Annotated in this window: 25 protein-coding genes and 1 tRNA gene; 17 read left to right on the forward strand and 9 right to left on the reverse strand. The window is 51.7% G+C overall.

Features of this window, described 5'->3' with window-relative positions; translation table 11 throughout:
• Positions 1–136: 136 nt before the first annotated feature.
• The 3 genes from DXB44_RS10900 (at position 137) to DXB44_RS10910 (ending at position 5,483) form a co-directional block, all read left to right on the forward strand.
• Positions 137–2,170: an ABC transporter permease gene (locus DXB44_RS10900; RefSeq protein WP_097783440.1), complete on the forward strand. Its 2,034-nt coding sequence runs from the start codon at positions 137–139 to the stop codon at positions 2,168–2,170.
• Between the two features lie 140 nt (positions 2,171–2,310).
• On the forward strand, positions 2,311–2,976 hold the full coding sequence (locus DXB44_RS10905) for an ABC transporter ATP-binding protein (protein ID WP_014079454.1): 666 nt from the start codon (positions 2,311–2,313) through the stop codon (positions 2,974–2,976).
• 14 nt (positions 2,977–2,990) lie between these two features.
• A complete protein-coding gene (locus tag DXB44_RS10910) occupies positions 2,991–5,483 on the forward strand; it encodes an ABC transporter permease (protein WP_118658740.1) in 2,493 nt (830 codons plus the stop codon).
• Positions 5,484–5,984: 501 nt separating this feature from the next.
• On the opposite strand, the gene DXB44_RS14560 is transcribed toward DXB44_RS10910, so the two are convergent.
• The gene (locus DXB44_RS14560) at positions 5,985–6,134 is read right to left on the reverse strand and encodes a hypothetical protein (protein ID WP_156071490.1); all 150 of its coding nucleotides are present in this window, start codon (positions 6,132–6,134) and stop codon (positions 5,985–5,987) included.
• A gap of 30 nt (positions 6,135–6,164) precedes the next feature.
• Between DXB44_RS14560 and DXB44_RS10915 the strand changes: the two genes are divergently transcribed.
• The 6 genes from DXB44_RS10915 to DXB44_RS10945 all read left to right on the forward strand — a co-directional run bounded on the left by DXB44_RS10915 (position 6,165) and on the right by DXB44_RS10945 (position 10,906).
• Positions 6,165–6,596 carry a sigma-70 family RNA polymerase sigma factor gene (locus DXB44_RS10915; RefSeq protein ID WP_118658741.1) on the forward strand — a complete coding sequence of 144 codons (432 nt, stop codon included), beginning with the start codon at positions 6,165–6,167 and terminating at the stop codon, positions 6,594–6,596.
• A 6-nt stretch (positions 6,597–6,602) separates the two neighbouring features.
• Positions 6,603–6,848, forward strand: coding sequence for a helix-turn-helix domain-containing protein (locus DXB44_RS10920; RefSeq protein WP_117506283.1), 246 nt, complete (start codon positions 6,603–6,605; stop codon positions 6,846–6,848).
• Positions 6,849–7,112: 264 nt separating this feature from the next.
• Complete coding sequence (locus tag DXB44_RS15035) at positions 7,113–7,349, forward strand: SHOCT domain-containing protein (protein ID WP_015536580.1); 237 nt, start codon at positions 7,113–7,115, stop codon at positions 7,347–7,349.
• A 65-nt stretch (positions 7,350–7,414) separates the two neighbouring features.
• The gene (locus DXB44_RS10935) at positions 7,415–9,223 is read left to right on the forward strand and encodes a recombinase family protein (protein WP_118658742.1); all 1,809 of its coding nucleotides are present in this window, start codon (positions 7,415–7,417) and stop codon (positions 9,221–9,223) included.
• A 76-nt stretch (positions 9,224–9,299) separates the two neighbouring features.
• A complete protein-coding gene (locus DXB44_RS10940) occupies positions 9,300–10,334 on the forward strand; it encodes a GGDEF domain-containing protein (RefSeq protein ID WP_243111128.1) in 1,035 nt (344 codons plus the stop codon).
• 56 nt (positions 10,335–10,390) lie between these two features.
• Positions 10,391–10,906, forward strand: coding sequence for a hypothetical protein (locus DXB44_RS10945; protein ID WP_118658744.1), 516 nt, complete (start codon positions 10,391–10,393; stop codon positions 10,904–10,906).
• A 44-nt stretch (positions 10,907–10,950) separates the two neighbouring features.
• Here DXB44_RS10945 and DXB44_RS10950 read toward each other — a convergent pair whose 3' ends face one another.
• Both DXB44_RS10950 and DXB44_RS10955 read right to left on the reverse strand, forming a co-directional pair.
• Positions 10,951–11,487 (reverse strand): phosphatase PAP2 family protein, encoded by a 537-nt coding sequence (locus DXB44_RS10950; protein WP_118658745.1) that lies wholly within the window; start codon positions 11,485–11,487, stop codon positions 10,951–10,953.
• A gap of 92 nt (positions 11,488–11,579) precedes the next feature.
• Positions 11,580–12,566 carry a carbohydrate kinase gene (locus DXB44_RS10955; RefSeq protein ID WP_118658746.1) on the reverse strand — a complete coding sequence of 329 codons (987 nt, stop codon included), beginning with the start codon at positions 12,564–12,566 and terminating at the stop codon, positions 11,580–11,582.
• Between the two features lie 186 nt (positions 12,567–12,752).
• Between DXB44_RS10955 and DXB44_RS10960 the strand changes: the two genes are divergently transcribed.
• A complete protein-coding gene (locus DXB44_RS10960; protein WP_118658747.1) occupies positions 12,753–14,054 on the forward strand; it encodes an MATE family efflux transporter in 1,302 nt (433 codons plus the stop codon).
• On the opposite strand, the gene DXB44_RS10965 is transcribed toward DXB44_RS10960, so the two are convergent.
• A complete protein-coding gene (locus DXB44_RS10965; protein WP_118658748.1) occupies positions 14,051–14,896 on the reverse strand; it encodes an AraC family transcriptional regulator in 846 nt (281 codons plus the stop codon). The two genes, DXB44_RS10960 and DXB44_RS10965, sit on opposite strands and share 4 nt — an antisense overlap.
• A gap of 125 nt (positions 14,897–15,021) precedes the next feature.
• Between DXB44_RS10965 and ugpC the strand changes: the two genes are divergently transcribed.
• Positions 15,022–16,137, forward strand: coding sequence for a sn-glycerol-3-phosphate ABC transporter ATP-binding protein UgpC (ugpC, locus tag DXB44_RS10970; RefSeq protein WP_055186260.1), 1,116 nt, complete (start codon positions 15,022–15,024; stop codon positions 16,135–16,137).
• A 465-nt stretch (positions 16,138–16,602) separates the two neighbouring features.
• On the opposite strand, the gene DXB44_RS10975 is transcribed toward ugpC, so the two are convergent.
• From DXB44_RS10975 to DXB44_RS10990, 4 genes are read right to left on the reverse strand one after another with little or no spacing between them, the layout of a single operon-like run.
• Entirely contained in the window at positions 16,603–17,493 is an 891-nt protein-coding gene (locus tag DXB44_RS10975; protein WP_118658749.1) for a LysR family transcriptional regulator, read from the reverse strand.
• Between the two features lie 12 nt (positions 17,494–17,505).
• Positions 17,506–18,204 carry a tRNA (N6-threonylcarbamoyladenosine(37)-N6)-methyltransferase TrmO gene (gene tsaA / locus DXB44_RS10980; protein ID WP_112090831.1) on the reverse strand — a complete coding sequence of 233 codons (699 nt, stop codon included), beginning with the start codon at positions 18,202–18,204 and terminating at the stop codon, positions 17,506–17,508.
• A 14-nt stretch (positions 18,205–18,218) separates the two neighbouring features.
• Entirely contained in the window at positions 18,219–18,434 is a 216-nt protein-coding gene (locus tag DXB44_RS10985; protein WP_055186263.1) for a hypothetical protein, read from the reverse strand.
• A gap of 24 nt (positions 18,435–18,458) precedes the next feature.
• Positions 18,459–19,079, reverse strand: coding sequence for a S24 family peptidase (locus DXB44_RS10990; protein WP_055186264.1), 621 nt, complete (start codon positions 19,077–19,079; stop codon positions 18,459–18,461).
• A 191-nt stretch (positions 19,080–19,270) separates the two neighbouring features.
• On the opposite strand from DXB44_RS10990, the gene DXB44_RS10995 reads away from it, so the two are divergent.
• Entirely contained in the window at positions 19,271–19,534 is a 264-nt protein-coding gene (locus DXB44_RS10995; RefSeq protein WP_015536590.1) for a hypothetical protein, read from the forward strand.
• Positions 19,531–19,824 (forward strand): hypothetical protein, encoded by a 294-nt coding sequence (locus tag DXB44_RS11000; protein ID WP_118658750.1) that lies wholly within the window; start codon positions 19,531–19,533, stop codon positions 19,822–19,824. Before DXB44_RS10995 ends, DXB44_RS11000 begins: the two co-directional genes overlap by 4 nt.
• Before the next feature lie 108 nt (positions 19,825–19,932).
• On the opposite strand, the gene DXB44_RS11005 is transcribed toward DXB44_RS11000, so the two are convergent.
• Complete coding sequence (locus tag DXB44_RS11005) at positions 19,933–20,100, reverse strand: FeoB-associated Cys-rich membrane protein (protein ID WP_005923123.1); 168 nt, start codon at positions 20,098–20,100, stop codon at positions 19,933–19,935.
• 271 nt (positions 20,101–20,371) lie between these two features.
• Here DXB44_RS11005 and DXB44_RS11010 point away from each other — a divergent pair.
• The 4 genes from DXB44_RS11010 to DXB44_RS11025 all read left to right on the forward strand — a co-directional run bounded on the left by DXB44_RS11010 (position 20,372) and on the right by DXB44_RS11025 (position 23,879).
• A tRNA-Val gene (locus tag DXB44_RS11010) sits at positions 20,372–20,448 on the forward strand.
• 439 nt (positions 20,449–20,887) lie between these two features.
• On the forward strand, positions 20,888–21,406 hold the full coding sequence (locus tag DXB44_RS11015) for a ClbS/DfsB family four-helix bundle protein (protein WP_110104029.1): 519 nt from the start codon (positions 20,888–20,890) through the stop codon (positions 21,404–21,406).
• Between the two features lie 243 nt (positions 21,407–21,649).
• On the forward strand, positions 21,650–23,137 hold the full coding sequence (locus tag DXB44_RS11020; protein ID WP_118658751.1) for a recombinase family protein: 1,488 nt from the start codon (positions 21,650–21,652) through the stop codon (positions 23,135–23,137).
• Positions 23,138–23,618: 481 nt separating this feature from the next.
• Complete coding sequence (locus tag DXB44_RS11025) at positions 23,619–23,879, forward strand: hypothetical protein (RefSeq protein WP_147366452.1); 261 nt, start codon at positions 23,619–23,621, stop codon at positions 23,877–23,879.
• Positions 23,880–24,159 lie beyond the last annotated feature (280 nt).

The following is a 24,159-nucleotide window of genomic DNA, read 5'->3' on the forward strand; positions in this document are numbered from 1 at the left end:
CGCCGTAAATTTTTTTGAAATGTCCGAGCGTTGTAACATTTCACCCCGATTTTCAATGAAATTTTTGGGCCGCTGTAACATTTCGCGGACATTTAGGTTTTACAATACCCTTATCAAATATGGAGGTGATACAACTATGACATGGCCTTTTGAAAATGACACCAGCGCCATTACAAAGAAGCTGGCGCAAAGAAGCTTCAAAGCCAACAAATTACGAAATATTGTTGCTGTAATAGCAATCGTTTTAACATCAATGCTTTTTACTTCTGTAACGACTTTATGTGTTGGAGCGATCCAGTCTATACAGACAACTATTTTGCAAATTAGGGGAACCAGCCCGTCCACTGGTACATCTGTAAATTGGATTGCCATAATAGCAGCCCTGTTTTTTATTATGATTTTTGTAATAACGGGCTATTTGCTCATTCGCAATATTTTTGAGATTTCTGTTGTTCAAGAAATAAAGAAATATGGCTTATTAAGAACAATCGGAACAACGGAGAAGCAAATCAAGCGAATTGTTTATAAGCAAGCATTTTGGCTGTCTATAATTGCTATATCTATTGGGTTGATTTTAGGATATATAGTAGGAATACTTATGCTTCCGTGGATTCTTAATTTTATGAAAGGCGAGTATCACAATCTTTCTGTGAACTTGAGTTTTAATCCTATTATTTTTGTCGTTGCCGGGATATTTAGTGCGATTACTGTTTGGGTGAGTATAAAGAAACCATTCAAAATTGCAGCTACGATTTCGCCCATTGAGGCAACTAGATACTATGAAAAAGACAATTATCATAGTGCCAACAAGAATCGTCTTTCGTTTAAGAATAGAATAACAGAAATGGCATGGAGAAATTTAAGAAGAAATTCAAAGCGTACCATATTTATCGTCTTATCCATGATACTCTGCATTATTCTCCTAAACAGTGCAATCGCAATCGGAAATAGTGTTGATGTTAAAAAATATGTATCTTCTGTTACCTCATTTGATTTTGTTGTGGCAAGCCCAAACACATTTTCTAATGTGCAAGGTTTTCGATTTAAAGATGATTCTGTTAGTAATGAAATCATATCTGATATTGAAAATAATATTCCTGTGCTGAACGGAAGTCGAATTTATAAAAACACTTTGGATGATGTCAGTGTTACTTATGATTATGGTAGTTTGGTCACGGAAGTATTAGACGAATACACAGAAGATAATCACCTTATACGAAGTGGTATGGTTGATGGCAGAACTTATCCAGTAAAACTCGGTGTTGATTATCGACCTCTTTGCAATATTTACGGGGTAGAAAAATCAATACTTCCTAAATTGAATTTCATTGAGGGAGAAACAGATATACAGCAACTAACCTCATATTTGGAAAGTGGAAACTATGTTATAGAAATTTCAGCGATCAACCCAAATGAATCTCCTGAATTTCTTTGTCCGCTCAATCAGGAAGTTACCATTTACAAAGATGGATTGCCTTATAAAACGGTTTCGGTAATTGCGCGTGCAGTGGTTGATTTTTCATTGGTAGAATCTCCGGGTAAGAATGTTGGCTACACTGATGTTGGCGGCGATTGTCCTATTTTCTATATGAGTAATGAGATGTTTGTGGAATTGTATAACAATCCAGCCATAATGAGTTATGTGTTTGATGTGGAAAAAGAACACTTTTTGCCAGCGACCGAGTACATCAATTCTTTGCCTACCGTTGAATACGCATCGTCTGAAACATTGGCACAAACTATGAATGGATTAAAACAAACTATTTTTATCATAGGTGGCCTTATTGGGTTTCTATTAGGAAGTATCGGGCTTGTGAATTTTTCCAACATCATTATAACGGGCATTATAAACCGGCAACGGGAATTTGCTACATTAGAGAGCATCGGAATGACGAAAAAACAAATTAACAAATTGACCGTGTTGGAGGGATTGTTTTACGCATTTCTGATTTGTGTAATGGGTTTACCTCTCTCTCTTATTGTTGCAAATACAATTCTTCCTACTTTCTTTAATCAACCTGACTTATGGCTGTTTACAATACAGCCTACGATTTTCCCGTTGATATTAGAGGGAATTGTTATTTGCGTTGTGGCGATTATAGTTCCTCATGTTTCGTTTCGCTATTTTAGAAAAACAAGTATTGTAGCTCGATTAAGGGTAGTTGAATAATAATTTTGAAATGTCCGAGCGTTGTAACATTTCACCCCCGATTTTCAATGAAATTTTTTGGCCGCTGTAACATTTCGCGGACATTTGGGTTTTACAATAGCCTTATCAACAGGCAGAAAGCCTTGAAAGGAGTTTTGAGTATGAGCGTTTTACAGGCGATTGATCTGAAAAAGTATTACGGCACAGAGCCGAACATTACCCGCGCCCTTGACGGTGTGAACTTCTCCGTGGAGGACGGCGAGTTTGTGGCCGTTGTGGGAACATCCGGCAGCGGCAAGTCCACCCTGCTTCACATGATGGGCGGGCTGGACACTCCCACCAGCGGAACCGTGATCGTCCGGGGCGAAGAACTGGCAAAGAAGAACGATGAACAGCTTACCATCTTTCGCCGCCGCAACATCGGCTTTATCTTCCAGAACTATAACCTTGTTCCTATTCTGAATGTGTATGAGAACATCGTCCTGCCGGTGGAGCTGGACGGGGACACGGTGGATCAGAAGTTTTTGGACGAGATCGTTCACCTGCTGGGGCTGGAAGATAAACTGAAAAATATGCCGAATAATCTTTCTGGCGGACAGCAGCAGCGTGTGGCGATTGCCCGCGCTCTGATTACCAAACCGGCTATTGTGCTGGCCGATGAGCCAACCGGTAACCTTGACAGCAAGACCAGCGCCGAGGTGCTGGGACTTATCAAGCGCACCAGCGCGGAGTTCCGGCAAACCGTTGTAATGATTACCCACAATGACGACATAGCCCGCCTTGCAGATCGGATTGTCCGCATTGAGGATGGCAGGATTGTGGAATAAGGAGGTGGCAAGCTATGACATGGCCTTTTGAAAATGATACCAGTGACATTGAAAAGAAGCTGGCAAAGCGCAGTTTGCATCGTGAACGGCAGCGTAATTTATTTGCAATCATTGCTCTTGTGCTAACTGCATTTATGATAACTGCGACATTCAGTATTGGTTTTAGTTACTTTGAAACCTACCAAATGCAACAAATTCGGTTAATGGGAACTACCGCTGATGTCGGAATCACAAATGTAACAGAAAATCAGTTGGTTGAAATTTCAAAATCAAACCTTGTCCTTGACGTAGGTATACAGCAGCGTTTAGGTAGTGTTGATACAGAACAACTGAGAAACGCAAGATTAGGTGTAGTATGGATAAATGATACAGAGTGGGAACACCACCGTCTTCCTACTATATCAGGTGTTGTAGGAAATTACCCATCAAGTAAAAACGAAATTATGCTACCTACATGGGTGCTTGAACAGATGGGCATTTCTGATCCGCAAATAGGGATGGAGATTGTGTTGTCATACCAAATTGGCGATAGCTATGATTATGTCACGGACACCTTTTTGCTGTCGGGCTACTATACGGACTACATTCCAATGCGCACAAATAATCGTGGTTATGTTTATGTTTCATCCGCTTTTAAGGATAGCTTAAATGTATCACTGGATAATAGTGTTACGGCAATGATCCGTTTTCAAGGCAATGATAATGCTGACAAAAACTGTGAAAGATTGCGGCGTGAGATTGACTTTACAGAAGGGCAAACATTTGAAATTGTACCATTAGAACAGGCAAATGGTGGAACTATTATTTTAGCTGTAATAATTTTAGCAGTTTTTATATCCTTTAGCGGCTATCTGCTGATTTATAATATTCTTTATGTCTCTGTCATAAAAGATGTGCAATTCTATGGCCGTCTTAAAACGATTGGAACGACCCAAAGGCAGATAAAGAGAATTATCTATAAGCAGGCAATCAGAATCTCTTGTATTGGTATTCCGATTGGTCTGTTACTTGGTGCGGTTGTTTCCTTTGGCATTGTTCCTTACTTCCTGAATATGATGTATTCAACAAATTCTGATGTGGGAACAAAAGTATCTTTTTCGCCGTTTATTTTCATAGGAGCGGCCATATTTACGTTCATTACCGTTATGATTGCAAGCATGAAGCCCGCCAAAATTGCCGGAAGTGTTTCACCAATAGCAGCACTCCAATATACAGCAGCCAGCACAAAGAGTAGCGCCAGAAATTGTAGCAAAATGAAGTTGTCCAGAATGGCATGGAACAATGTCTTTCGTAATGCTAAGAGTACAACCCTTGTTTTTGCATCGCTTTTTTTCGGCCTTTCCTTGTTCCTTGTCGTCACAGGGCTATTACATGGTTTAAACCCGGAGAATTATGTGAGCCAATGGGGAGTAAGCGATTTTGCACTCACATATGGTATCCACGAAAGAGAAGATTTAATTTCCAGCGAAATGGTTTCAGAGGTTGGTCAGCTTGACGGCATTGAGAATTTGAGGTTGACCTATGCACCTTATCCTCAAGTAGTAGCAGATGTTGTATATGACGATGCTGTATTTCACGAGTTTCTTGCGTCATTAGACGGAGTAAACGGCATTGATTTTTCTGATCCGGCAAAATTAGAAAATTATCAGCAAAACTTTTTTAGTGGGGTTTTTGGAATTGACAGTGCATATTTGGAAGAAATCAATAAAACCTTAAACTTGCCTATTGACACGTCTGCCTTTGAACAAGGAAAGGTTGTGCTGCTGTCTAAAACAGTAGAAGACCTTATTCAGCCGGGGCAGGAAATAACAATCCAGACGCAGAACGGACAGCATTCCTTTATTGTAGCGAACGGTTATTTGAATGAAGGGTTTCGAGCAGGAGGAGGCAATGAGAGAGGGACGGCTCCTGATTTGTATATTAGTCAAACAGCTTTGAAAGAACTCTTTCCGCAATATAGAGTGTTCCGCGTGGCCTTTGATACGGATGGTCAACATGACGAAAGTATACTGCAAGAATTAAAGCAAATCACCGCATCACAAGCTAACATTGATATTATATCCCGATATGAACGGCGAGAAGAAATGCAGGAATATCTCATTACAGCAAAGGTTTTAGGAACAGGGTTGTCCGTGATCCTGCTGCTTGTTGGTGTCATGAACTTTGTCAATACAATGGTTGTCAATGTAAATACTCGGCGCTATGAATTAGCTGTTCTTGAAAGCATTGGAATGACAAAGCGACAAATCAAACGAATGCTATTTATGGAAGGTTTCTATTATTGGGGCGTTTCCCTTTCCCTTGCAGTCACCATTGGAACAGCAATCTTCATCTTGCTATATATGATTTTTAGTAAAGTGGCCTATTATGCTGTTTTCTCCTATCCATTTATCCCACTGGTGCTGGTGTCTGGACTGGTGTTGCTAATCTGCCTTATTGTGCCTATATGGGTCTACAAAACTGACGTTAACCTTCCAGTTGTGGAGCGATTGCGGTTGACAGAGTGAGTTTAATCAAATAGCAAAACATCCTTAGATCAATCATATCGAAGCGGAGCAGATTTTAGCTGCTCCGCTTCTTTAGTGTTTTTCAAAAAATTCTTTTGAAATGTCCGAGCTTTGTAACAATTCAGCCTGTTTTTCTGTCGAAATCAAAGGCACCTCGGACATTTGTGTAACATTTGGATTTTATAATAATCCTCATAAAGAGAAATAGCCTGTTAGCAAGCTGCCGCACGACGGCAAAAGAAAAAAGCCGTCGTACAGCAGACACATCCGTGCGCCCATTTTGAACCGGCGGCTTTTGAGAAAATCAAGGCCGCCGGTTCTTTTTGCTTATCAGAGCGTTTCATCGTCCGTATGGCGGCCATAGGAGGATGCCGCCATGCGCCTGATATTCTATCGACCGTTCAATCTTGACCTATCAAAAAAAGCCTTGCTCCCGCACAGGGTCAGCAGGGCTTTTACTATGTACTATACAATGTAGCTGCTACGCGTTTAATACTGCCATTATGCCCGGTTGGCCGTTTTCGGTTTGCTGGGCTTTTCTGTTGCCACCTGAAAATCTGCCTGCTTCAAAAAATATTTTTGGAAATTTTCAAAAAAGCGGGCAGAATCGGGTGTTTCAGGTGTCATATTAGCGGAAAGGGAAAAATCCACCCGACATCCCCACGGAAAGGGGGTGAGAAGATGGAAGCTATCCCTCGCAACGATGGCGAACAGTACCGATTCGATGCGTTCTGCAAAGCGGTACTGCGAAATGAGGCCCGGAACTATCACCGAAATAAGAAACGCTTGCTTGACCGTGAAAAGTCATTCAGCGTTCTTTCGTTGGAAGAACTGGGGCAGCTCACGAGTGTAGACCATTATCCGAGCGAAGAATTTATATTTTCGTCCTACGGCTGTGATCTGCACCTCGACAATGAGCTTGTTGCCAATGCGTTTGCCGCCCTGCCAAAGCAAGAACAAAGCATTCTGATTCTGTTTTGCGTTCTGGAACTGGGCGATGGCGAGATTGGCGACCTCATGGGAATGTCCCGGAGTGCTGTACAGCGCCACCGGACAAAAACGCTGAACGAGCTGCGAAAAAAGCTAAAGGTGCACTTGCCGGAGGGAGGTTAGGCGTAAATGAACTCCTATGAACACACGAGCAGAGATTTTTTGCCGCTCTCGGTGATTCGCTCTGCCTGCGCTGGGGACACCGATGCAGTTGAACAGGTTTTGCAGCATTACAGAGGTTACATCAACAAGCTCTGTACAGGCATTCTCTACGATAAGCACGGCCAGCCCCATGTGTGCATAGACGAGTACATGAAACGCCATCTGGAAATCAAACTGATTTCTTCTATTGTAACCAAAGCCGAAACGGTCTGACCCTTTCCACGTTTCGGGACAGCACCTTGAAAAATATGCCCGCAGGATAATGGTGGTGCATCATAGGGCAAACGGATACGTTGCTGTCTGTATCGAGCCGGACGGCGGGTGCGCCATGATGCTTTTCTCTGAAAAGTGGAGCGATCATCACCATGCCGCAATGCAAGCGCGGCTGCTTGTGGGCCATGACATACAGGCGGGCTGATACTCCCTTACCGTCAAAGTCCGAGCGTTCAGAGCGTCGCAGGCAATGAGTAGGGCTGCATGAGGAATGCAGGGGTGAGATTCCCGTGGGTTGCTGCCAGCAGCCGTCCGTTGGCTCATTTTTTATTTTGTGAAAGGGGGATATTTTTGAAAGAACAAAATTTGATACGTTATAGCATTCAGCTTGCTTTTTTGAAGCAGCTGTTAGAAAGAAAGCTCATAACCGATAGAGAGTATTCCCTTATCAAGCAGCGCTTAATGAAAGATTATCGTGTGGTTTCCGAACTATCCTCTTGATTTTGTGTTGCATTGGCGTTATGATTAACGCAATGAAAGGAACACATTCAACAAGGAGGTCAAGCATGAAAGATGTTGAAGTCATTAAAGCGCGAAACACGCTCTCTCCACGAGCGCGCACAAACTTTGAAAAAAGGCTGCGCGTAGCCGCCTATTGTCGTGTCAGCACCGATACCGAAGATCAGCTGAACAGCTACAAGTCGCAGGTCGAATACTATACCGAACTTATAAAAAGTAAGCCGGAATGGTCTTTGGCAGGCATCTATGCTGATGAAGCTATCACAGGTACGCAGGTGAAAAAGCGCGAGGATTTCCAGCGGTTAATCAACGACTGTATGAACGGTGACGTGGACATGGTGATTACCAAATCCATTTCGCGGTTTGCACGAAACACGCTTGACACTCTGAAATATGTTCGGATGCTCAAAGATAAAGGTGTGGCTGTGTTTTTTGAAGAAGAAAACATCAACACCCTTACTATGGACGGCGAACTGCTCCTTGTGATTTTAAGTTCTGTTGCACAGCAGGAAGTCGAAAATATTTCTGCGAATGTCAAAAAGGGCTTGAAGATGAAAATGCAGCGCGGTGAGCTGGTCGGTTTTCAGGGCTGTTTAGGCTATGACTACAATCCAGAGGACAAAACCCTCACCGTCAACGAAGAAGAAGCGGCTGTTGTCCGTTACATTTTTCAGCGATACACGGAGGGTGCCGGTGGTTCGGTTATTGCCAAAGAACTTGAAAACTTAGGTTATAAAACCAAACGCGGCAGTCCCAAATGGGCGGACAGTACCGTAATCGGCATTATCAAAAACGAAAAATACAAAGGCGACATTTTGTTAGGAAAGACATTCACCGTTGACCCTATTTCAAAACGGCGTCTGTACAACTTCGGCGAGGAAGATCAATTTTATATTCGTGAGCACCACGAGCCCATTATTTCGGAAGAAGTCTTTGAAGCCGCCCAAGAAATTTTGCGGCGGCGTGCAAAGCCCCGCAGCCTTAATGTAGACGGCAAACGTGAAAAGTTCAGCCGGAAATACGCTTTTAGTTGCATGATAGAATGTGGTTTCTGTGGTGGCACCCTGACAAGGAGGAGTTGGCATAGCAGTTCACAATATAATAAAGCAATCTGGCAATGTGTCGTTTCCACCAAAAAAGGAAAAAAGTTCTGCCCGGAGAGCAAGGGTGTTGACGAAAGAACGATTGAACGGGCTTTTGTAGAATCCTATCGCCTCTTGTGCCAGAACAACAAGGATGTTCTGGACGAGTTTATGAAACGGACGGAAGAAGCCCTTTCCGAAAGCAACGCGGGCAAGCGTCTTGCAAAAGCTGAAAAGGACATTCACGCTCTGGAAGTCAAGAAAAACAAGCTGGTTGATATGCGTCTTGAAGATACCATTGACAAGGAGACCTACGACCGAAAGTATTTAGACCTGTCCAGCCAGATTGAGCAGTTGCAGAAAGAGTGTGAAAGCCTGCAAGATGCAGCCGAAACCGAATCTACAATGCGCAAGCGTGTTGCCACGTTCCGGCAAACCCTTGAACAGAACGAGGTTCTGGACACCTTTGACCGACATATTTTTGAAAGTATAGTTGAAAAAGTAATCGTGGGCGGTTATGATAGTAATGGGAACAAAGACCCCTACATGATTGTCTTTGTTTACAAGACCGGGTTCAAAAACAGTGTGGACGGCAAGAATTTCAAGCCGCTTCGCAAGAATAGCAAGGAGAACCACTCCCCTGCTGTTTTGTGTTCCCATGCTTCTAACGAGGCTGAATCCATGTGTTCCGATTCTAGCGACGACACATATCGAAGTTGTCTGCGCCTTATCAAAGGCATCAGCGCGCAGAGTGAGATAATTTGCAATGGATAGCTATTTTTTTATTTTAACGACTATTGATCTTTTCGTGCTTGGCTTTATGTGCCTTCTTACAAGGCTGAGCGAATCTTTGAATAAAAAGCAGAAGCGCGGGTTCTTTCTGGCTTTTGCGCTGATCGCGGCGATCTCGGTGCTGGAAGTCATCACCATCGTGGTGGACGGCACACCGCCGGGCTACCGCTGGCTGAATATTTTGTCCAACTATCTGGGCTTCGGGCTGACACCAGCGGTGGCGCTGTGCCTTGTGTATGTGCTGGACAAAAAAACCATCATCCGGCGCGGGTTCAAGGCGGCGGTGTGCTGCGAGGGCGCGTATCTGCTTTTTCTGGCGGCAACGCTGCCCTATGGGCCGGTGTTCTCGGTGAGTGCGGAAAACCTCTATGCCCGGGGTGGGTACTTTTTCATTTATGTCATCATGTATTATGCCTCCATGCTGTACCTTATGGTGGCTACGGTGCGCACGGCGGCGGTCTTTCAGAACCGCAGCCGCACGCTGATCTACCCGCTGACCCTGTTTCTGGGCGCGGAGACCGTGATTCAGATCGCGCTGCCGGCGCTGCACGTCACATGGCTGTGCGTCACCCTGCTGTCGGTGCTATACTATATTTATTGCAGCGAGATGTGGAACCAGCTGGACGCGCTGACCGGGCTTTTGGACCAGAATAGCTACCTGAACCGCACCGCCGAGATGCGCCGCAGCGGCGGGGTGCTGGTGGTGTTCGATGTGGATGACTTCAAGCAGATCAACGACCGCTACGGCCATTTACAGGGGGACGTCTGCCTTGCCGAGATCGCGGACTGCATCAAAAAAGCCTACGCCCGCTGCGGCTACTGCTACCGTATCGGCGGCGATGAATTTTGCGTGCTGCTGAAGGACGAGGCAAGCGAAGCCCGCTGCGCAGCAACGCTGCAATCTCTGCTGGCGGAACGGCGCAAGACGCTTACCATTTTGCCGACGGTCTCCCTTGGCTCTGCCGCCTTTTCCGGGGAGGACGTGGTCGCAGTGAAGGACCGCGCCGACCGCGCGCTCTACTGCGCTAAAAAGGAACAGAAGGCCCGCGCCGCAGCGGAAAAGCCCGCAGATGGCAGCGAGGAGAAGGATTGAACAGATCATACAGCGGGGAAACCCCGCCCGTACAACAGAAAAACGGAGGAACACCGATGAACACAGATTGGAACAGCCCGCAGGGCGATTTTGACACCGCTGAAAAGCAGGGGGAGCTGCTGATGCTGCTCAGCCGGCAGAAGGTCACCGTGCACACATGGGACGACCCGGACTTTGACTACATGGAAGAGCAGGATCTGGCGCTGGTGGTGCAAAGCCCTACTGGCACAGAGGATCTGCTCATTGAGCTGTGCGGGGAGTTCTCGGTGTTTTTTGAAAAGTGGCACGGCGAGTACGCCGCCACCGCCGAGGGCTACGCGCAGCTGCAGCAGGACATTACCGCCATTCTGGACGGCAAGGCGGGCGCACTGAGCCTGTACACGGAGAACGGCTGGCAGGGCACGGTGCTGTGCACCGAGCTGCCCGGCGTAGAGGACGCCGGAGCCGCTGCGGTGCTCAAGCGCTGCTGGCAGGCGGCAAAGCCGGACGCCGCCCTGCCTGCGGGCAGCCGGCTGGAGCTGGTGTGCTGGGACCCGGCACAGAACCGGAAGGTACAGCTCCCGACAGAATAATAGAGCAAAAAGGTCGCTGCACAAATGGATGCAGCGACCTTTTCTTATACAATTTGTTGTTTCTTTTTGCAATTTGCCATATAGTTTGCAAATGCGGAGGCCACAGTGCCCAGCGCGATGCCCAGCACTGCGCCGCCGAGGACATCGGTGGGGAAGTGCACATAGAGGTACAGCCGGGTAAAGGCGATAAAGGCTGCCAGCACCAGCGCGGGCGCGCCCAGCTTCCGGTTTTGCAGCCAGAGCGCGTAGGCTGCCGCCACCCCGGAGGCGGTGTGCCCGGAGGGGAAGGAGTGCCCGTGCGGACGCGCCACCAGCATGGTGATGGAAGTGTTGAGATCGCAGGGGCGGGGGCGGGCGAACAGCGGCTTGAGGAAGAAGTGCCCCGCCGCCATGTACAGCACCAGCGCCACCGCCATGGCAAAGCCCGCTTTGCGGGTGCGTCGGAAGAGCAAAAGCAGCAGGGTGAAGGCGATCCAGATCTCGCCGTGAGCCCCGGCGTAATCAAAAAAGATGGAAATTGCGTTCATTACCGGGTTGCGGAACTGGTACAGCCAGTCCAGAAAAGCAAACTCAAAGGGCATGGGTTCCTCCTTTTGGGTGGTGAAAGAGCGAACTTTTTATACAATATAGCATATAAATGTTAAAAAATACAAAATGTGCTGTAAATTTGCCTTTATGGCAGGGGCAAATCGGCCTCCGGCTGCTCCATCTGCTCCAAGGTGGGGTAGCTGTCGATGGCGCCGTGGTGCTGCACGCTGATAGCACAGAAGCGGTTGGAAAAGGTCAGATATTCGGTCAGGCGTTTGCGGGAAAGCTTTGGCAGTTCGGCGGTGGTCACGCCGTCCCGCTGCAGCTGCCACAGGAACGAGCCGATAAAGCCGTCCCCCGCGCCGGTGGTGTCCACCGCCGTCACCTTGGGGCAGCGGGCGCGGGCACTGACGGTGCGGGTGTAGGCGCGGGCACCCTTGCTGCCGCAGGTGTACAGCACCAGCTGCACATCGCCGGTAAACAGCCGGGGCAGCGCGGCTTCAATATCCTCGGTGCCGGTAAGGAAGGGCAACTCCTCGTCCGAAAGCTTCAGGATATGGGTCAAGGGGAAAAACTGCCACACGGTCTGGCGCAGCTGCTCCCGGTCCGGCCAGAGGGGAAAGCGGAGATTGGGGTCAAAGCTGAGGATGGCTCCCGCCTCCCGCGCGGCAGTGATGGCAGCCAGATGGGCGTAGCGCATGGGACTGTCCACCAGCGAGACGCTGCAAAAATGCAGGGCAAATGCCTGCGAAAACCAGCCCGGGTCGATCTGCTCCGGGGCGTACAGCAGGTCTGCGGAGGGCTTGCGGCAGAAGCTGAAGGTGCGCTCGCCGTTTTCCGCTAAGCTGACGAAGACCAGCGCGGTGCTGGCTTTGCCGGTAAATTCCAGATGGGAAAGTTCCACGCCGCAGGCGGCAAGCACCCGGGCAATTTTGTGGCCAAAGGGGTCGTCGCCCAGCTGACTCAGCAGCGCACTGCGCCCGCCCAGCCGGGCAACGGCGGCGCAGACATTGGCCGGAGCACCGCCCACCCGGGGGCTGAAGGCGGGTACTTCGTCAAAGCTGCACCCCACCCGGGAGGGGATCATATCGATCAGCGCTTCGCCGATGGAAAATAAGATCCTGTCGGACATAGGGCTTCTTCCTTTCTGCATACAGGTGTGCCGCAAGGTGCGGCAGTGTTCAGTATACACCCGCAGGGCGCTGTGCGCAACTGCTTCTTTTATACGGTAATGGGCGGGTTTTGCGGTTGACTTGCAGCGGCAGATATGCTACAATTTCCAGACGTATGCAAAAACAGGGAAAAAAGGGAAAAGTGTATGGATCTGACAAAACAGTTCTTTAAATATGTCTCGCAGAATATTTTCGGCTTGCTGGGTACTTCGTGCTATATTCTGGCCGACACCTATTTTATTGCACAGGCCGCCGGTACAGACGGCGTTACCCTGCTCAACCTCTGCCTGCCCATTTATAACTTTATTTTTGCCATTGGCTCCATGATCGCGCTGGGCTCGGCCACCCGCTACGCCATTGCCAAGGCACAGAACGATGCCCGGGGGCAGCGGTATTTCTCCAACGCCATCCTGTGCGCCGTACTGGCGTCTATCCCGTGGATGCTGGCGGGTGTCTTTGCGCCCGGGGCGCTGCTGCGGCTCATGGGCGGTGATGTCGGCATCGTGGCGCTGGGCATCCCCTACGCCCGCATTTTTCTGCTGTTCACCCCGTTTTTTATGTGCAACTACATCGTGTCGGCCTTTGTCCGCAACGACGGCGACCCCTCCCTTGCCATGGTGGCGACCTTGAGCGGCAGTCTGTTCAACGTGGTGTTCGACTATATCTTCATGTTCCCCATGGGTCTGGGGCTGGCCGGTGCGGCGCTGGCAACGGCGGTCTCGCCCATTATCAGCATTGCCATTTGCAGCCGCCATTTCCTTAAAAAGGAAAACACCCTGCAATTCGTGCGGCAGATGCCCTCGGCAAGGCTGCTGGGACAGAGCTGTCAGCTGGGCGTCTCCGGCTTTGTGGGCGAGCTTTCCTCCGGCGTGACCACCACGGTGTTCAACTTTCTGCTGCTGGGTCTGGCGGGCAACGTGGGCGTAGCAGCCTACGGCGTGGTGGCAAACTTTGCACTGGTGGCTACGGCCATCTTCAACGGCGTGGCGCAGGGCGCACAGCCGCTGGTGAGCTGCTGCTACGGCCAGAACGACCGCGCCGGGGCGCGGAAGCTGCTGCTGCTGGGCAGCGGCACCGTGCTGGTGCTGGCTGCGGTGCTGTACGCCGCAGTGTTCGGCCTGACCGATACCTTTGTAAGCTGGTTCAACAGCGAAAACTCGGTGCAGATGGCGCAGTACGCCCACACCGGGATGCGGATGTACTTTGTGGGCTACTTCTTTGCGGGCTTCAACATCATGGCGGCGGGCTATCTGAGCGCCGTGAACCGCCCGGCGGAGGCTTCCGTTACCTCCATCTGCCGGGGAATGGTAGCCATTGTGGTCTGCTCGCTGGTGCTCAGCGCAGTGTTCGGGATGCCGGGCGTATGGGCGGCCTTCCCGGCCTCGGAACTGCTCACCGCGCTGCTGACCCTGTTTCTGCTGCGCAGAAAAAAGGCCGAGACGGCTTAAATATACATCTCCTGTTCCCGCATGGTCTCCTCGGGCGTAAGCCCGGCCTGTGCGGCGCGACCGGTCAGTGCCCGCCATTGTGCAGGGGACTGGCCGGTTTCTTTTTTGAATACCCGGCATAGGTAGTTCGCCCCGGAAAAGCCGCATAGGCTGGCCACCACGTCCAATGTGTACTCCCGGTGCAGCAGCAGCCGCTGCGCGGCCTCGATGCGCACGGTGGTCAGGTACTTGCCCGGCGGCACGCCCACGGCGGCGGTAAAGGTGCGCACCAGATGGCTTTTGGAGACGCCCAGCCGCTCGCTGAGTTCCTCTACGCCGTACAGCCCGGCATAGTTGGCGCGGATATCCTCAATGGCGGCCTGCACCAGCGGCGGCAGGGCGGGCGCGGCGCTGTCGGCACCCGCCAACTCGCACAGCAGGGCAAAGGCCAGCTGGCTGCAGGCACGGCTGTGGGTGGGCTTTTCCTCTGCAAGCCGCCCCATCAGCTCGGCGGCGGCAGGGCAGGTCTCGCCCTTGGCAAGGTAGGGCAGCTCCCGCAGACCGTTTAAGAACTGCGCGCTGGCCTGCCCGGTCAGCTGAACGCACAACAGGTGGCAGTTGTCCTCCGGGGTCAGGGTGAGCGGGGCACGGCTTAAGATCAGGTGTCCTGCCGCAGCGGACTGCGGCGGCAGCACCAGCACAGAGCCGGCGGGTGCGGCAGACGCCCCGGGCAGGGAGGCGGTGCATCTGCCGCTGGAAACAAGGCAGACCCACAGCCCCTCGCCGGTCAGGGTGCGGGGCGCGGAAAGCTGCACATCCAGCAGCGCAGCTGGTGCGGCGATGGTGTTCCAGTCAAACAGCAATATCTGACACCTCTAATCAATAAAATGCTATTTTATATCACAAAATTATCTGCTATTATAGTACCAACGAAACAACACGCCGTCAAGGGCGTGAAACATCAAATATTTTACGGAGGATAACGATTATGGCTTCCATTAGCTGCCAGCACATCTACAAGATCTATCCGGGCGCAACTGCCCCGTCCGTTACCGACTTCAACCTGGAGATCCAGGATAAGGAGTTCATCATCTTCGTCGGCCCCTCTGGCTGCGGCAAGTCCACCACCCTGCGTATGATCGCCGGTCTGGAGGAGATCTCCAAGGGCGAGATGTACATCGGCGGCCGTCTGATCAACGACGTTCCCCCGAAGGATCGTGATATCGCCATGGTGTTCCAGAGCTACGCTCTGTACCCCCACATGACCGTTTACAAGAACATCGCTTTCGGTCTGGAACTGCGCAAGACCCCGAAGGACGAGATCGACAAGCGCGTGCACGAGGCTGCTAAGATTCTGGAGATCGAGCACCTGCTGGACCGCAAGCCTAAGGCTCTGTCCGGTGGTCAGCGTCAGCGTGTTGCTCTGGGCCGTGCAATGGTTCGTAACCCGGCAGTCTTCCTGCTGGACGAGCCCCTGTCCAACCTGGATGCTAAGCTGCGTACCTCCATGCGCACCGAGATCATCAAGCTGCACAAGAAGCTGGCTACCACCTTCATCTACGTTACCCACGACCAGACCGAGGCTATGACCATGGGCGACCGTATCGTGGTTATGAAGGACGGCATCATCCAGCAGGTCGATACCCCGCAGAACCTGTACGATATGCCCTGCAATATGTTCGTTGCAGGCTTCATCGGCAGCCCCCAGATGAACTTCCTGGACGGCACCCTGATCAAGAAGGGCGAGTTGTACGGTGTTGACTTGGGCGGCGACGTGATTCCCCTGCCCAAGGAGAAGACCGCCGACGGCAAGCTGGATTCCTATGTTGGCAAGAAGATCAAGATGGGCATCCGTCCCGAGGATATCGACGACGAGCCCGAGTTTATGGCAAAGCACACCGACTGCCAGCTGGATGCTAAGGTCGATGTTTCCGAAATGATGGGCGCTGAGATCTACCTGTACCTGGAGTACAAGGGCAACAAGATGACCGCCCGCGTTGCTCCCACCTCCAAGGCTCGCAACGGAGACACCGTCCGCGTTGCATTCGATCCCCATAAGGTGCACCTGTTCGACATCGAGACCGAGCAGACCATCCTGAACTAAGACTTAGCAAAGATCATTTTTGATCCTCCTATCATACGAAAAACCGCCGAAGGGAAACCTTCGGCGGTTTTTCGTTTTGGAAAACCCTCTCAGTCATCGCTGCGCGATGTCAGCTCCCCCGAAAGGGGGAGCTTTTAGCATGGCGGGAAGGTTTCTTATTGCACTTAGTGCTTTAACAACAAGGGCAACGGCGTGCGCCCTCTCCGTCACCTGCGGTGACACCTCTCCCAAAGGGAGAGGCAAGAGCACTGCGGGAAACTTTCTCATTGTACTTTAAACCTTCAGCAATAAGCCTTAGACCTTGGCTCCCCCTTCGGGGGAGCTGGCACACCGTAAGGCGTGACTGAGAGGGTTGCCCCTCTCGTGAAAATGGGGTTCAGAAACGCCCGCAGGCGTTTCTGAACCCCGAAATAAAAATATTTCTTCCGCTGAATATGCCCAAAGCAGCGCGGCGGGCATTCTAAATCATTTTGTCTGTGCGCCCTGCCGCACCAGCTCAATGAATACGTTCATCTGGGGGGTCACCCATTTATCGCGGTGGTAGAACAGCTGCCGGTGCATCATGACGGTGCAGTCCGGTACGTTCAGCCGCGCCAGACGCCCCTCGGCCAGCGCACTGCGCACGATGTACTCCGGCAAAAAGGAAAGCCCCATGCCCTGTTCTACCATCTGGCACAGCAGCGCAGCGCTGCCCAGCTCCAGATAGGGATGGATGGCAAGACCGTGCGCCGCCATGCACTGGTCCAGCGCGTCCCGGTAGCTCATGCCCCGCTCGGTGAGCAGAAACTCCTGCCGGGGCAGAATATCCAGCGGGAGCACGCTTTCCTGCGCCAGCGGATGCTGCAGCGGCGCAATAAAGCACACAGGCTCCGGCACGTCCGCAGCCAGCACCAGCGCAGGCTGCAAAAGGGGCTGGTCCAGCGTGTAGACAAGGTCTACCTGATTGGTGCTCAGCAGTTGCAGCATCTCGTCCGTGGAGGCGGTGTGCAGCACCAGCTCCACCTGCGGGCAGCGGGCATGGTAGCGCTGCAACAGTCCGGGCAAAAAGGTGCTGCACACGGAATCTGCCAGCGCGATGCGCAGGCTGCCCCGCACCTGCTGGGCGGGCTGCAAGGCAGCCTGTGCCTGCTGGGCAGTTTCCAGCAGGGTGCGGGCGTAGCCTAAAAAGGTCTGCCCGGCATCGGTCAGACGCACCGTCTTGCCCACGCGGTCAAACAGCGGGGTGCCCAGTTCGGCTTCCAACTGTGCGATTTGGGAGGACACCGCCGACTGCGAGTAGCCCAGCTGTCGCGCGGTGCGGGAAAAGCTGTGCAGCTCGGCGATGTGCAGAAAGGTGTTGACAGTCCGCAGTTCCATGAACGGCTCCTTTTATAACAGGGTAATGTCCCGCACGGTGAGCTGAGCACCGTCCACGGTAAAATGCACCTCCAGCCCGGCAAACTCCATGCCGTACACCCGCTGCGGGTCGTGCTGGTAGGAGGGGCGGGGGTCACTGGCAAGCACGCCCTGCAAAGCGGCACGGTCGGCCTCCGGTACGGTCTGCCACAGCGCCTCCGGGCAGGACACCTCCAGATGGTGGGTGCGGGTCTGCCCGGTAAAGCCCTCGGCGGCGTCCGGGTGACAGTCTGCGTAGGGGATGTAGGGCTTGATATCGTAGATGGGGGTGCCGTCCATCAGGTCGGCACCGCGCACGATGAGCACCGGTCCCACATCCGGGCGCTGCTCAATGGCTTCCAGCTTAACGCTGGAAAGTCCCAACGGGTTCGGCCGGAAGGGCGACCGGGTGGCGAAAACGCCCACCCGGGTGTTGCCGCCAAGGCGCGGCGGGCGCACGGTGGGAGACCAACTTTCTCGCACTGCACCGGAAAACTGCCACACCAGCCAGATGTGGCTGAAATCCTCCAACCCGCGCAGGGCGTCGGGATTGCGGTATTCCGGGGTAAAGATGATCTCGCCCCGCAGCTCTTCCACCAGCCCGCTCTGGCGCGGGATGCCGAACTTGGTGGGAAAGGCGGTATGGATATGGGCAATGACCTTCAGGGTCATGGCTTCGGGTGCCTGCTGCATGATGAACTCCTTGCTCAATAGATCTTTTCAATGGGGCAGTCGGCGGGGATGCCGTATCGGCTGCGGAAGGCCTGCAATTCCTGCGGGCTGCGGATCAGCTGTACCTCGGTAAAATGGCCGGTGTGCAGATCCTGAAATCCGGCCACCTGCTCCCCGGTGCAGATGCTGCACCGCAGCACCGGCTTCTGGGCGGCGGGGTCGTAGGAGGATACTTTCTTTTTGCCGAACACAGGCTGCTCCTTTCTTTCCTTATCTTATAGACCGCGGCAAAGCCCCACGGCTTTGCCCTCAATGTGCAGCTCCGAAAGCTGCTCGCCGGCGTAGAACATGGGCGGGCAGACGGCGGCGTTATCCGCCAGCAGCATCACGGCATCGCCTTGCCGGTGGAAGTGCTTGAGGGTGGCTTCCTCGCCCACCCGCACGGCGGCGATCTCGCCCTGCTCCACCTCGGGCTGGCAGCGGATACAAACGATGTCTCCGTTGCATATTGTGGGCGACATGCTGTCGCCGTGGCAGGTCAGGGCAAAATCTGCGTGCCACGCGGCGGGCACCCCGATATAGCATTCAATGTTCTGCTCGGCGGTGATGGGGGTGCCGCAGGCAATGGAGCCGATCAGCGGCACCTGCACCATGGCAGGCAACGGCTCAAAGCCCAGGGGGCAGGCGCAGGGCGCGTCCAGCCCCAGCAGGGCGGCGGGGGTGGTCTCCAGCGCCTGCGCCAGCTCCTCCACCTTGGACTGGGGCAGATCGTTGATGCCTTTTTCCAGCTTGGTGATGGAAGAACGGGAGCGGTAGCCCATGCGCCGGGCAAGCTCCTGCTGCGAAAGGCCAAGCTGCTCCCGGCGCAGCCGGACACGGGTAGATAGATCGGACATGACAGTTCTCCTGAAAACTATGGGTTGTGGTGTAGGACGCGGTTTTCTGCTTTGAGTATAACAGAAAATTTCCTGAAAATCAACAATTACGGAGCGTTTTGGAAATTGTAGGTTGACAGCAAATCAACAACGGAGTATAATACAACCAATGATTGTTGCAAACGCGGTGAACTACAAAAAGGAGAGAAGCCATGGCAAACACGAACCTGATCTACACCTACATCCAAGACAGCGGCTACAAACTGCAATATGTGGCCAGTGTGCTGCACATCAGCAGCAACACCCTGCGGCACAAGCTGCTGGGTGAGACTCAGTTCAAGCTGGACGAAGCCGAGCGGCTTTCCACCATGCTTGGCCTGACGATGGCCGAGCGGGACGCCTGCTTTTTCGATGCCGAGAACCGGTTCTCGCGCAGTGCAACGCTGGAACTGCCCAAAAGGGGGAAGCGCCAGTGACACCGGAACAGCGCGACCTGACCCGGAACGCCCTGCGCAAGTATGGCGAGCGCCACTGGGCGCGCACGCCGGAAAACCGCCGCTGGCAAAGCGCCATTGATGAGGGCATCGACTATTATCAGGTGCATGACCCCATGCGGGCAGACCTGCTGCGGATGCGTTTTTTTGAGCAGCGCCCGGAGGACGAGATTTTAGAGCAGCTGCACATCGGCCGCACCACCTACCAGAAGGCATTACAGGATCTTTTGAGCACCATCGCGGTCTACGCCGCCCAGCGCGGTGCGCTCTGAGCAAACAACCGTGAAAAGTACCCCGGGGAAATGTCCGCAGACGTTTTTGGCGTACAAACATAAACTAGGGCTGCTGCACCGTGTTTCGTGCAGCAGCCCTGTTTTGGGTTATTTCTTTTTGGTGTCCGGGTCCTCGCAATGGCTGTGGCAGGAGGCACAGTTGCCGTTGCAGCCCTCACCCTTCCAGCCGCCCTGTCTGGAGATCCAGACCACAGCCAGCGCAAACAGCACAGCCAATATTACCAGCGTGATGATCCCGCGAAGTGTCATATTCATCCCTCGATTTCTCTTATGCAGCTTTCTGCCCCCAAGTATACACGATTTGCAGGCAAAGAGCAACAGCCTGCCGCACATTTTTTGTGCAGGCCGCAGCCGGTGCGGCTGCCCGGCGGTAATGTTGCACGCCCGGAGCCCGGCAGGGCGTTTTTGCTGGGAAGGAAAGTGTTTCGAAAAAAGTAAAATAATTTTAAATTAGGGCTTGCATTTCGGCAAATGCCGTGCTATAATAATCACGTTCCAGTTCGGAGCGCACAACACAAGCGAATATGGAGGATTAGCTCAGCTGGTTAGAGCACCTGCATCACACGCAGGGGGTCTGGGGTTCGAGTCCCTAATTCTCCACCAAACAGTTCGTACTCGAACCCGATTCTTTACGAGAAAGGGTTCGGGTACGTTTTTTGTTTATCGGAGGTTCTGCGGAAGGACTACTCGGAACGGTAAACGAGCAAAGGCAGGGTATCATCGTGGTGATGGTATCCTGCCTTTTGTTTTGCGGGATCAAGGTCGCTTTGTGCGAACTTGATCGTCCCCCTATATGGCGCGTTTGGGGGTAATCGCTGCGTACGTGCGTACCGGGAGCCTGTACACCTCTGACAATGTGTAACACACTAGACTTTGTTCCAAAGTCCGTGTGCTAAGGGGCAGGCCCCTTAGAATTCCTGTGGAGTGTGTACACACGTACGCAGGAAAACGGCAAAATTTCACTATATCGGGGTGTTCTTTCATTGGAGAGTATGATATACTCGGCTTAGTTCAACAAATCGAAATTTGAGGAGATAGACTAGTGAGAACATACGAGAATAAAGATGAACTTAAGAACGAGATAAATAAAAGTTTTGCAAAGTACATTTCAGAATTTGATATTATTCCGGAATCATTAAAAGATAAGAGAGTTGAGGAAGTTGACAGAACTCCAGCAGAAAATCTTGCTTACCAGGTTGGCTGGACAACTCTTGTTCTTAAATGGGAATCAGACGAAAGAAATGGTCTTCATGTCAAGACTCCTTCGGATGATTTCAAGTGGAATCAGCTTGGCGAATTATATCAATGGTTTACAGATACATATGCTTATCTGTCGTTGCAGGAGTTGAAAGATATGCTGAGAGAGAATATTAATTCGATTTATGAAATGATTGACTCATTAAGCGACGAAGAGTTATTCGAGCCACATATGAGAAAGTGGGCCGATGAAGCAACCAAAACAGCGGTCTGGGAAGTATACAAGTTTATACATGTTAACACGGTTGCTCCGTTCGGAACATTTAGAACTAAGATTAGAAAATGGAAAAAGATAGCACTATAACTTCCAGTTTGCTGTACTCGTTCCTAGCAGGGTTTGGGGCAGGCACGCCCCAACAAGAAGCTGTCCCAAAGGGGCAAGAATTTTCAAGAATTGAAAATTTGTGGCCACGGGACGATTCTTGCTCTCACCTTTTTCGCTGCGTTTCGCAATTTTCACATTTCAATCTGCTCGCAGATTGTTGACAAGCTGCGCTTGACCCGATACTATAAAGGCAAGTCGAATACACGCCAAGGAGGTGCAACCATGACCGCCGTGATCTACGCCCGCTATTCATCCGACAGCCAGCGTGAAGCGTCCATTGAGGGACAGCTGCGCGACTGCAAGGACTACGCCGAGAAGAACGGCATCACTGTGGTCGGCACCTACATTGACCGTGCCTACTCTGCCAAAACGGATGACCGCCCGGACTTTCAGCGGATGATCAAGGACAGCGCGAAGAAAATCTTCGATGTGGTTCTGGTCTGGAAGCTCGACCGCTTTGCCCGGAATCGGTTCGATGCCGTGAACTACAAGTACCAGCTGGAAAAGAACGGTGTCCATCTGGTGTCTGCCATGGAACCCATTTCGCAGGGACCTGAAGGCATTATGGTGGAGAGTATGCTGATCGGCATGGCAGAATATTATTCCGCCGAACTTGCCCTGAAAGTAGCGCGCGGTGAGCGCGAAAACGCCCTCCAGTGCAAGTACAACGGCGGTATCGTTCCGCTGGGCTTCACCATTGGCAAGGAGGACCGACTGTACCATATCGACCCGGAGACGGCTCCCATTGTGCAGGAGATCTTCACCCGGTACGCCAACGGCGAGCCTGCCGAGAAAATCGCAGCCTCCCTGAATGAGCGAGGGCTGCGCACCCGCACCGGGAAGCCGTTCGTGAAGAACAGCTTCTTCCAAATTTTCCGGAACCGCCGTTACATCGGTGAATACCGATATAAAGACATCGTGACACCGGGCGGCATTCCCGCCATCGTGGACGAGGACTTGTTCAACCGGGTGCAGCAGCGTTTCGAGCAGAACAAGATCGCCCACGGTCGCCCTGCAAAAGAGGATGTGAGCTATCTGCTGACCACCAAGCTGTTCTGCGGCAAGTGCGGTACGCTCATGGGCGGCGAAAGCGGCACAAGCCACATGGGAAACACCTACTATTACTACAAGTGCGGCAAAGCCAAACGCCACGGCAAGGCGCACTGCGATCTGAAAGCCATCCGCAAAGAGCCGTTGGAACGGTTCGTGGTGGAGACTGCCATCAAGGTGATTTTCAGCGATGAAATCATCGAACGGCTGATAGATTTGATTATGGAAGCCCAGCAGCAGGAGAACACCCGCCTGCCTGTTCTGAAAGAGCAGCTCCGGGATACGGAGAAACGGCTCGCAAACCTTCTGGAAGCCATTGAACAGGGCATCCTGACCCCGACCACCAAGCAGCGGTTGGACGAGCTGGAAGCCCGGAAAGAAGCCCTGAACACCAGTATTCTGGAAGAAGAGCTGAAAAAGCCCGTCCTGACCCGTGAGTGGATTCGGTTCTGGCTTGAAAAATTCCGCAAGGGTGACGTGGGCAGTACGGAGCACCAGCGGCAGATCATTGATACCTTTGTCAACTCGGTCTACGTCTTTGACGACCGGGTCGTGCTCAATTTCAACTTCACAGACGATGCCAAGACGGTCACCCGTGAGGAAGTGTTGGGTTCGAGTGCTGTGGACAATGCTCCACCAAGCGTAAGGCCGTTTACCTGAAAAGGTAAGCGGCTTTTTCTTGTATCTACGTGCTTTTTGATATGCAAAAGTGAAACAAATTCACTTCTGCATATTGATAATGAAACGTGTAGGAGGCCCCCTTTTCAGTCGTTTGTAGCAAGTTTGTAGCAAAATTCGTGGAGGATCGGCAAAATGACATCAGAAACCCGATTTTTGCAGATTTCTGGGTATAAAATTTTATCCTTGAATTTTGTGCGGAATGACGGTGGTGCTTTTCATTCGGATTCTGATGCCGTATAATAAAGAAAAAGATCATGGATGAAAGGAGAAATCGCTGTGCGCTACACCTTTGACCGCAGAGCGACACGTTATAATCTGCCGCCAAATCGCTTGAAGATGATCGAAAAAGAGGTACAGCGCAGAGCAAGAGTGCTTTTAGTGTAAAAAGGAAATCGCCCACCTGAGCGAAGATGGACAGTATCTTTGCGCAAATGAGGGCGTTCTGCAGTATAATCTGCCATTGAATCTTTTCATCGGAGATAAACGCAAAGTTCCATTGGTGGATGTGGTTGTTTGGGCCAAGAAGCGTATCTTTCCGAAAAACCGGATGGACTGCAAGGGTATTCTGAAAATGATGGGCCTTCCGGACTACAATGCGTGGGAAATTGTTAAGCGTACCAATGCCTGTCTGACGGAAGATCCCTATTGGCTGCGGTTCAGCGAAGAGGAAACCTTTGCAGATACTACACGCGGAAGATCCAGAAAAATCATGAGCGCTTGAAAAAGCACAAATAAAGCAAACGAACCGCCCCGGTTTCCATAACAGGAAGCCGGGGCGGTTTTTGTATGCGGGGGAGCGGGCGGCAGGGCAACATTCCGACCTTGAGACTGCCTGTATTTCACGGAAGAATGCGCAAACAAAAAGCAGGCAGTGTCGTGGAAAGGAGGAGGAAAGCGACACTGCCTGCTGTATAGGAACCCCTGAACATTGCGGCTTGGTCAGGAGGGATTTGGTAGTCTGTCCGCCGTTCTGGCTATTGCCTCGCATAGAAACGGGAGAC

It is taken from the genome of Faecalibacterium sp. OM04-11BH (assembly GCF_003482185.1).
Classification (GTDB): Bacteria; Bacillota; Clostridia; order Oscillospirales; family Ruminococcaceae; genus Faecalibacterium; species Faecalibacterium tardum.

What these genes read in the sequence shown, in the direction of transcription:
- DXB44_RS10900 (WP_097783440.1), top strand. Translation starts at nt 137, where the DNA reads ATGACATGGCCTTTTGAAAATGACACCAGCGCCATTACAAAGAAGCTG.
- DXB44_RS10905 (WP_014079454.1), top strand. Translation starts at nt 2,311, where the DNA reads ATGAGCGTTTTACAGGCGATTGATCTGAAAAAGTATTACGGCACAGAG.
- DXB44_RS10910 (WP_118658740.1), top strand. Translation starts at nt 2,991, where the DNA reads ATGACATGGCCTTTTGAAAATGATACCAGTGACATTGAAAAGAAGCTG.
- DXB44_RS10915 (WP_118658741.1), top strand. Translation starts at nt 6,165, where the DNA reads ATGGAAGCTATCCCTCGCAACGATGGCGAACAGTACCGATTCGATGCG.
- DXB44_RS10920 (WP_117506283.1), top strand. Translation starts at nt 6,603, where the DNA reads ATGAACTCCTATGAACACACGAGCAGAGATTTTTTGCCGCTCTCGGTG.
- DXB44_RS15035 (WP_015536580.1), top strand. Translation starts at nt 7,113, where the DNA reads ATGAGGAATGCAGGGGTGAGATTCCCGTGGGTTGCTGCCAGCAGCCGT.
- DXB44_RS10935 (WP_118658742.1), top strand. Translation starts at nt 7,415, where the DNA reads ATGAAAGATGTTGAAGTCATTAAAGCGCGAAACACGCTCTCTCCACGA.
- DXB44_RS10945 (WP_118658744.1), top strand. Translation starts at nt 10,391, where the DNA reads ATGAACACAGATTGGAACAGCCCGCAGGGCGATTTTGACACCGCTGAA.
- DXB44_RS10950 (WP_118658745.1), bottom strand. Translation starts at nt 11,487, where the DNA reads ATGCCCTTTGAGTTTGCTTTTCTGGACTGGCTGTACCAGTTCCGCAAC.
- DXB44_RS10955 (WP_118658746.1), bottom strand. Translation starts at nt 12,566, where the DNA reads ATGTCCGACAGGATCTTATTTTCCATCGGCGAAGCGCTGATCGATATG.
- DXB44_RS10960 (WP_118658747.1), top strand. Translation starts at nt 12,753, where the DNA reads ATGGATCTGACAAAACAGTTCTTTAAATATGTCTCGCAGAATATTTTC.
- ugpC (WP_055186260.1), top strand. Translation starts at nt 15,022, where the DNA reads ATGGCTTCCATTAGCTGCCAGCACATCTACAAGATCTATCCGGGCGCA.
- DXB44_RS10975 (WP_118658749.1), bottom strand. Translation starts at nt 17,493, where the DNA reads ATGGAACTGCGGACTGTCAACACCTTTCTGCACATCGCCGAGCTGCAC.
- tsaA (WP_112090831.1), bottom strand. Translation starts at nt 18,204, where the DNA reads ATGCAGCAGGCACCCGAAGCCATGACCCTGAAGGTCATTGCCCATATC.
- DXB44_RS10990 (WP_055186264.1), bottom strand. Translation starts at nt 19,079, where the DNA reads ATGTCCGATCTATCTACCCGTGTCCGGCTGCGCCGGGAGCAGCTTGGC.
- DXB44_RS10995 (WP_015536590.1), top strand. Translation starts at nt 19,271, where the DNA reads ATGGCAAACACGAACCTGATCTACACCTACATCCAAGACAGCGGCTAC.
- DXB44_RS11005 (WP_005923123.1), bottom strand. Translation starts at nt 20,100, where the DNA reads ATGAATATGACACTTCGCGGGATCATCACGCTGGTAATATTGGCTGTG.
- DXB44_RS11020 (WP_118658751.1), top strand. Translation starts at nt 21,650, where the DNA reads ATGACCGCCGTGATCTACGCCCGCTATTCATCCGACAGCCAGCGTGAA.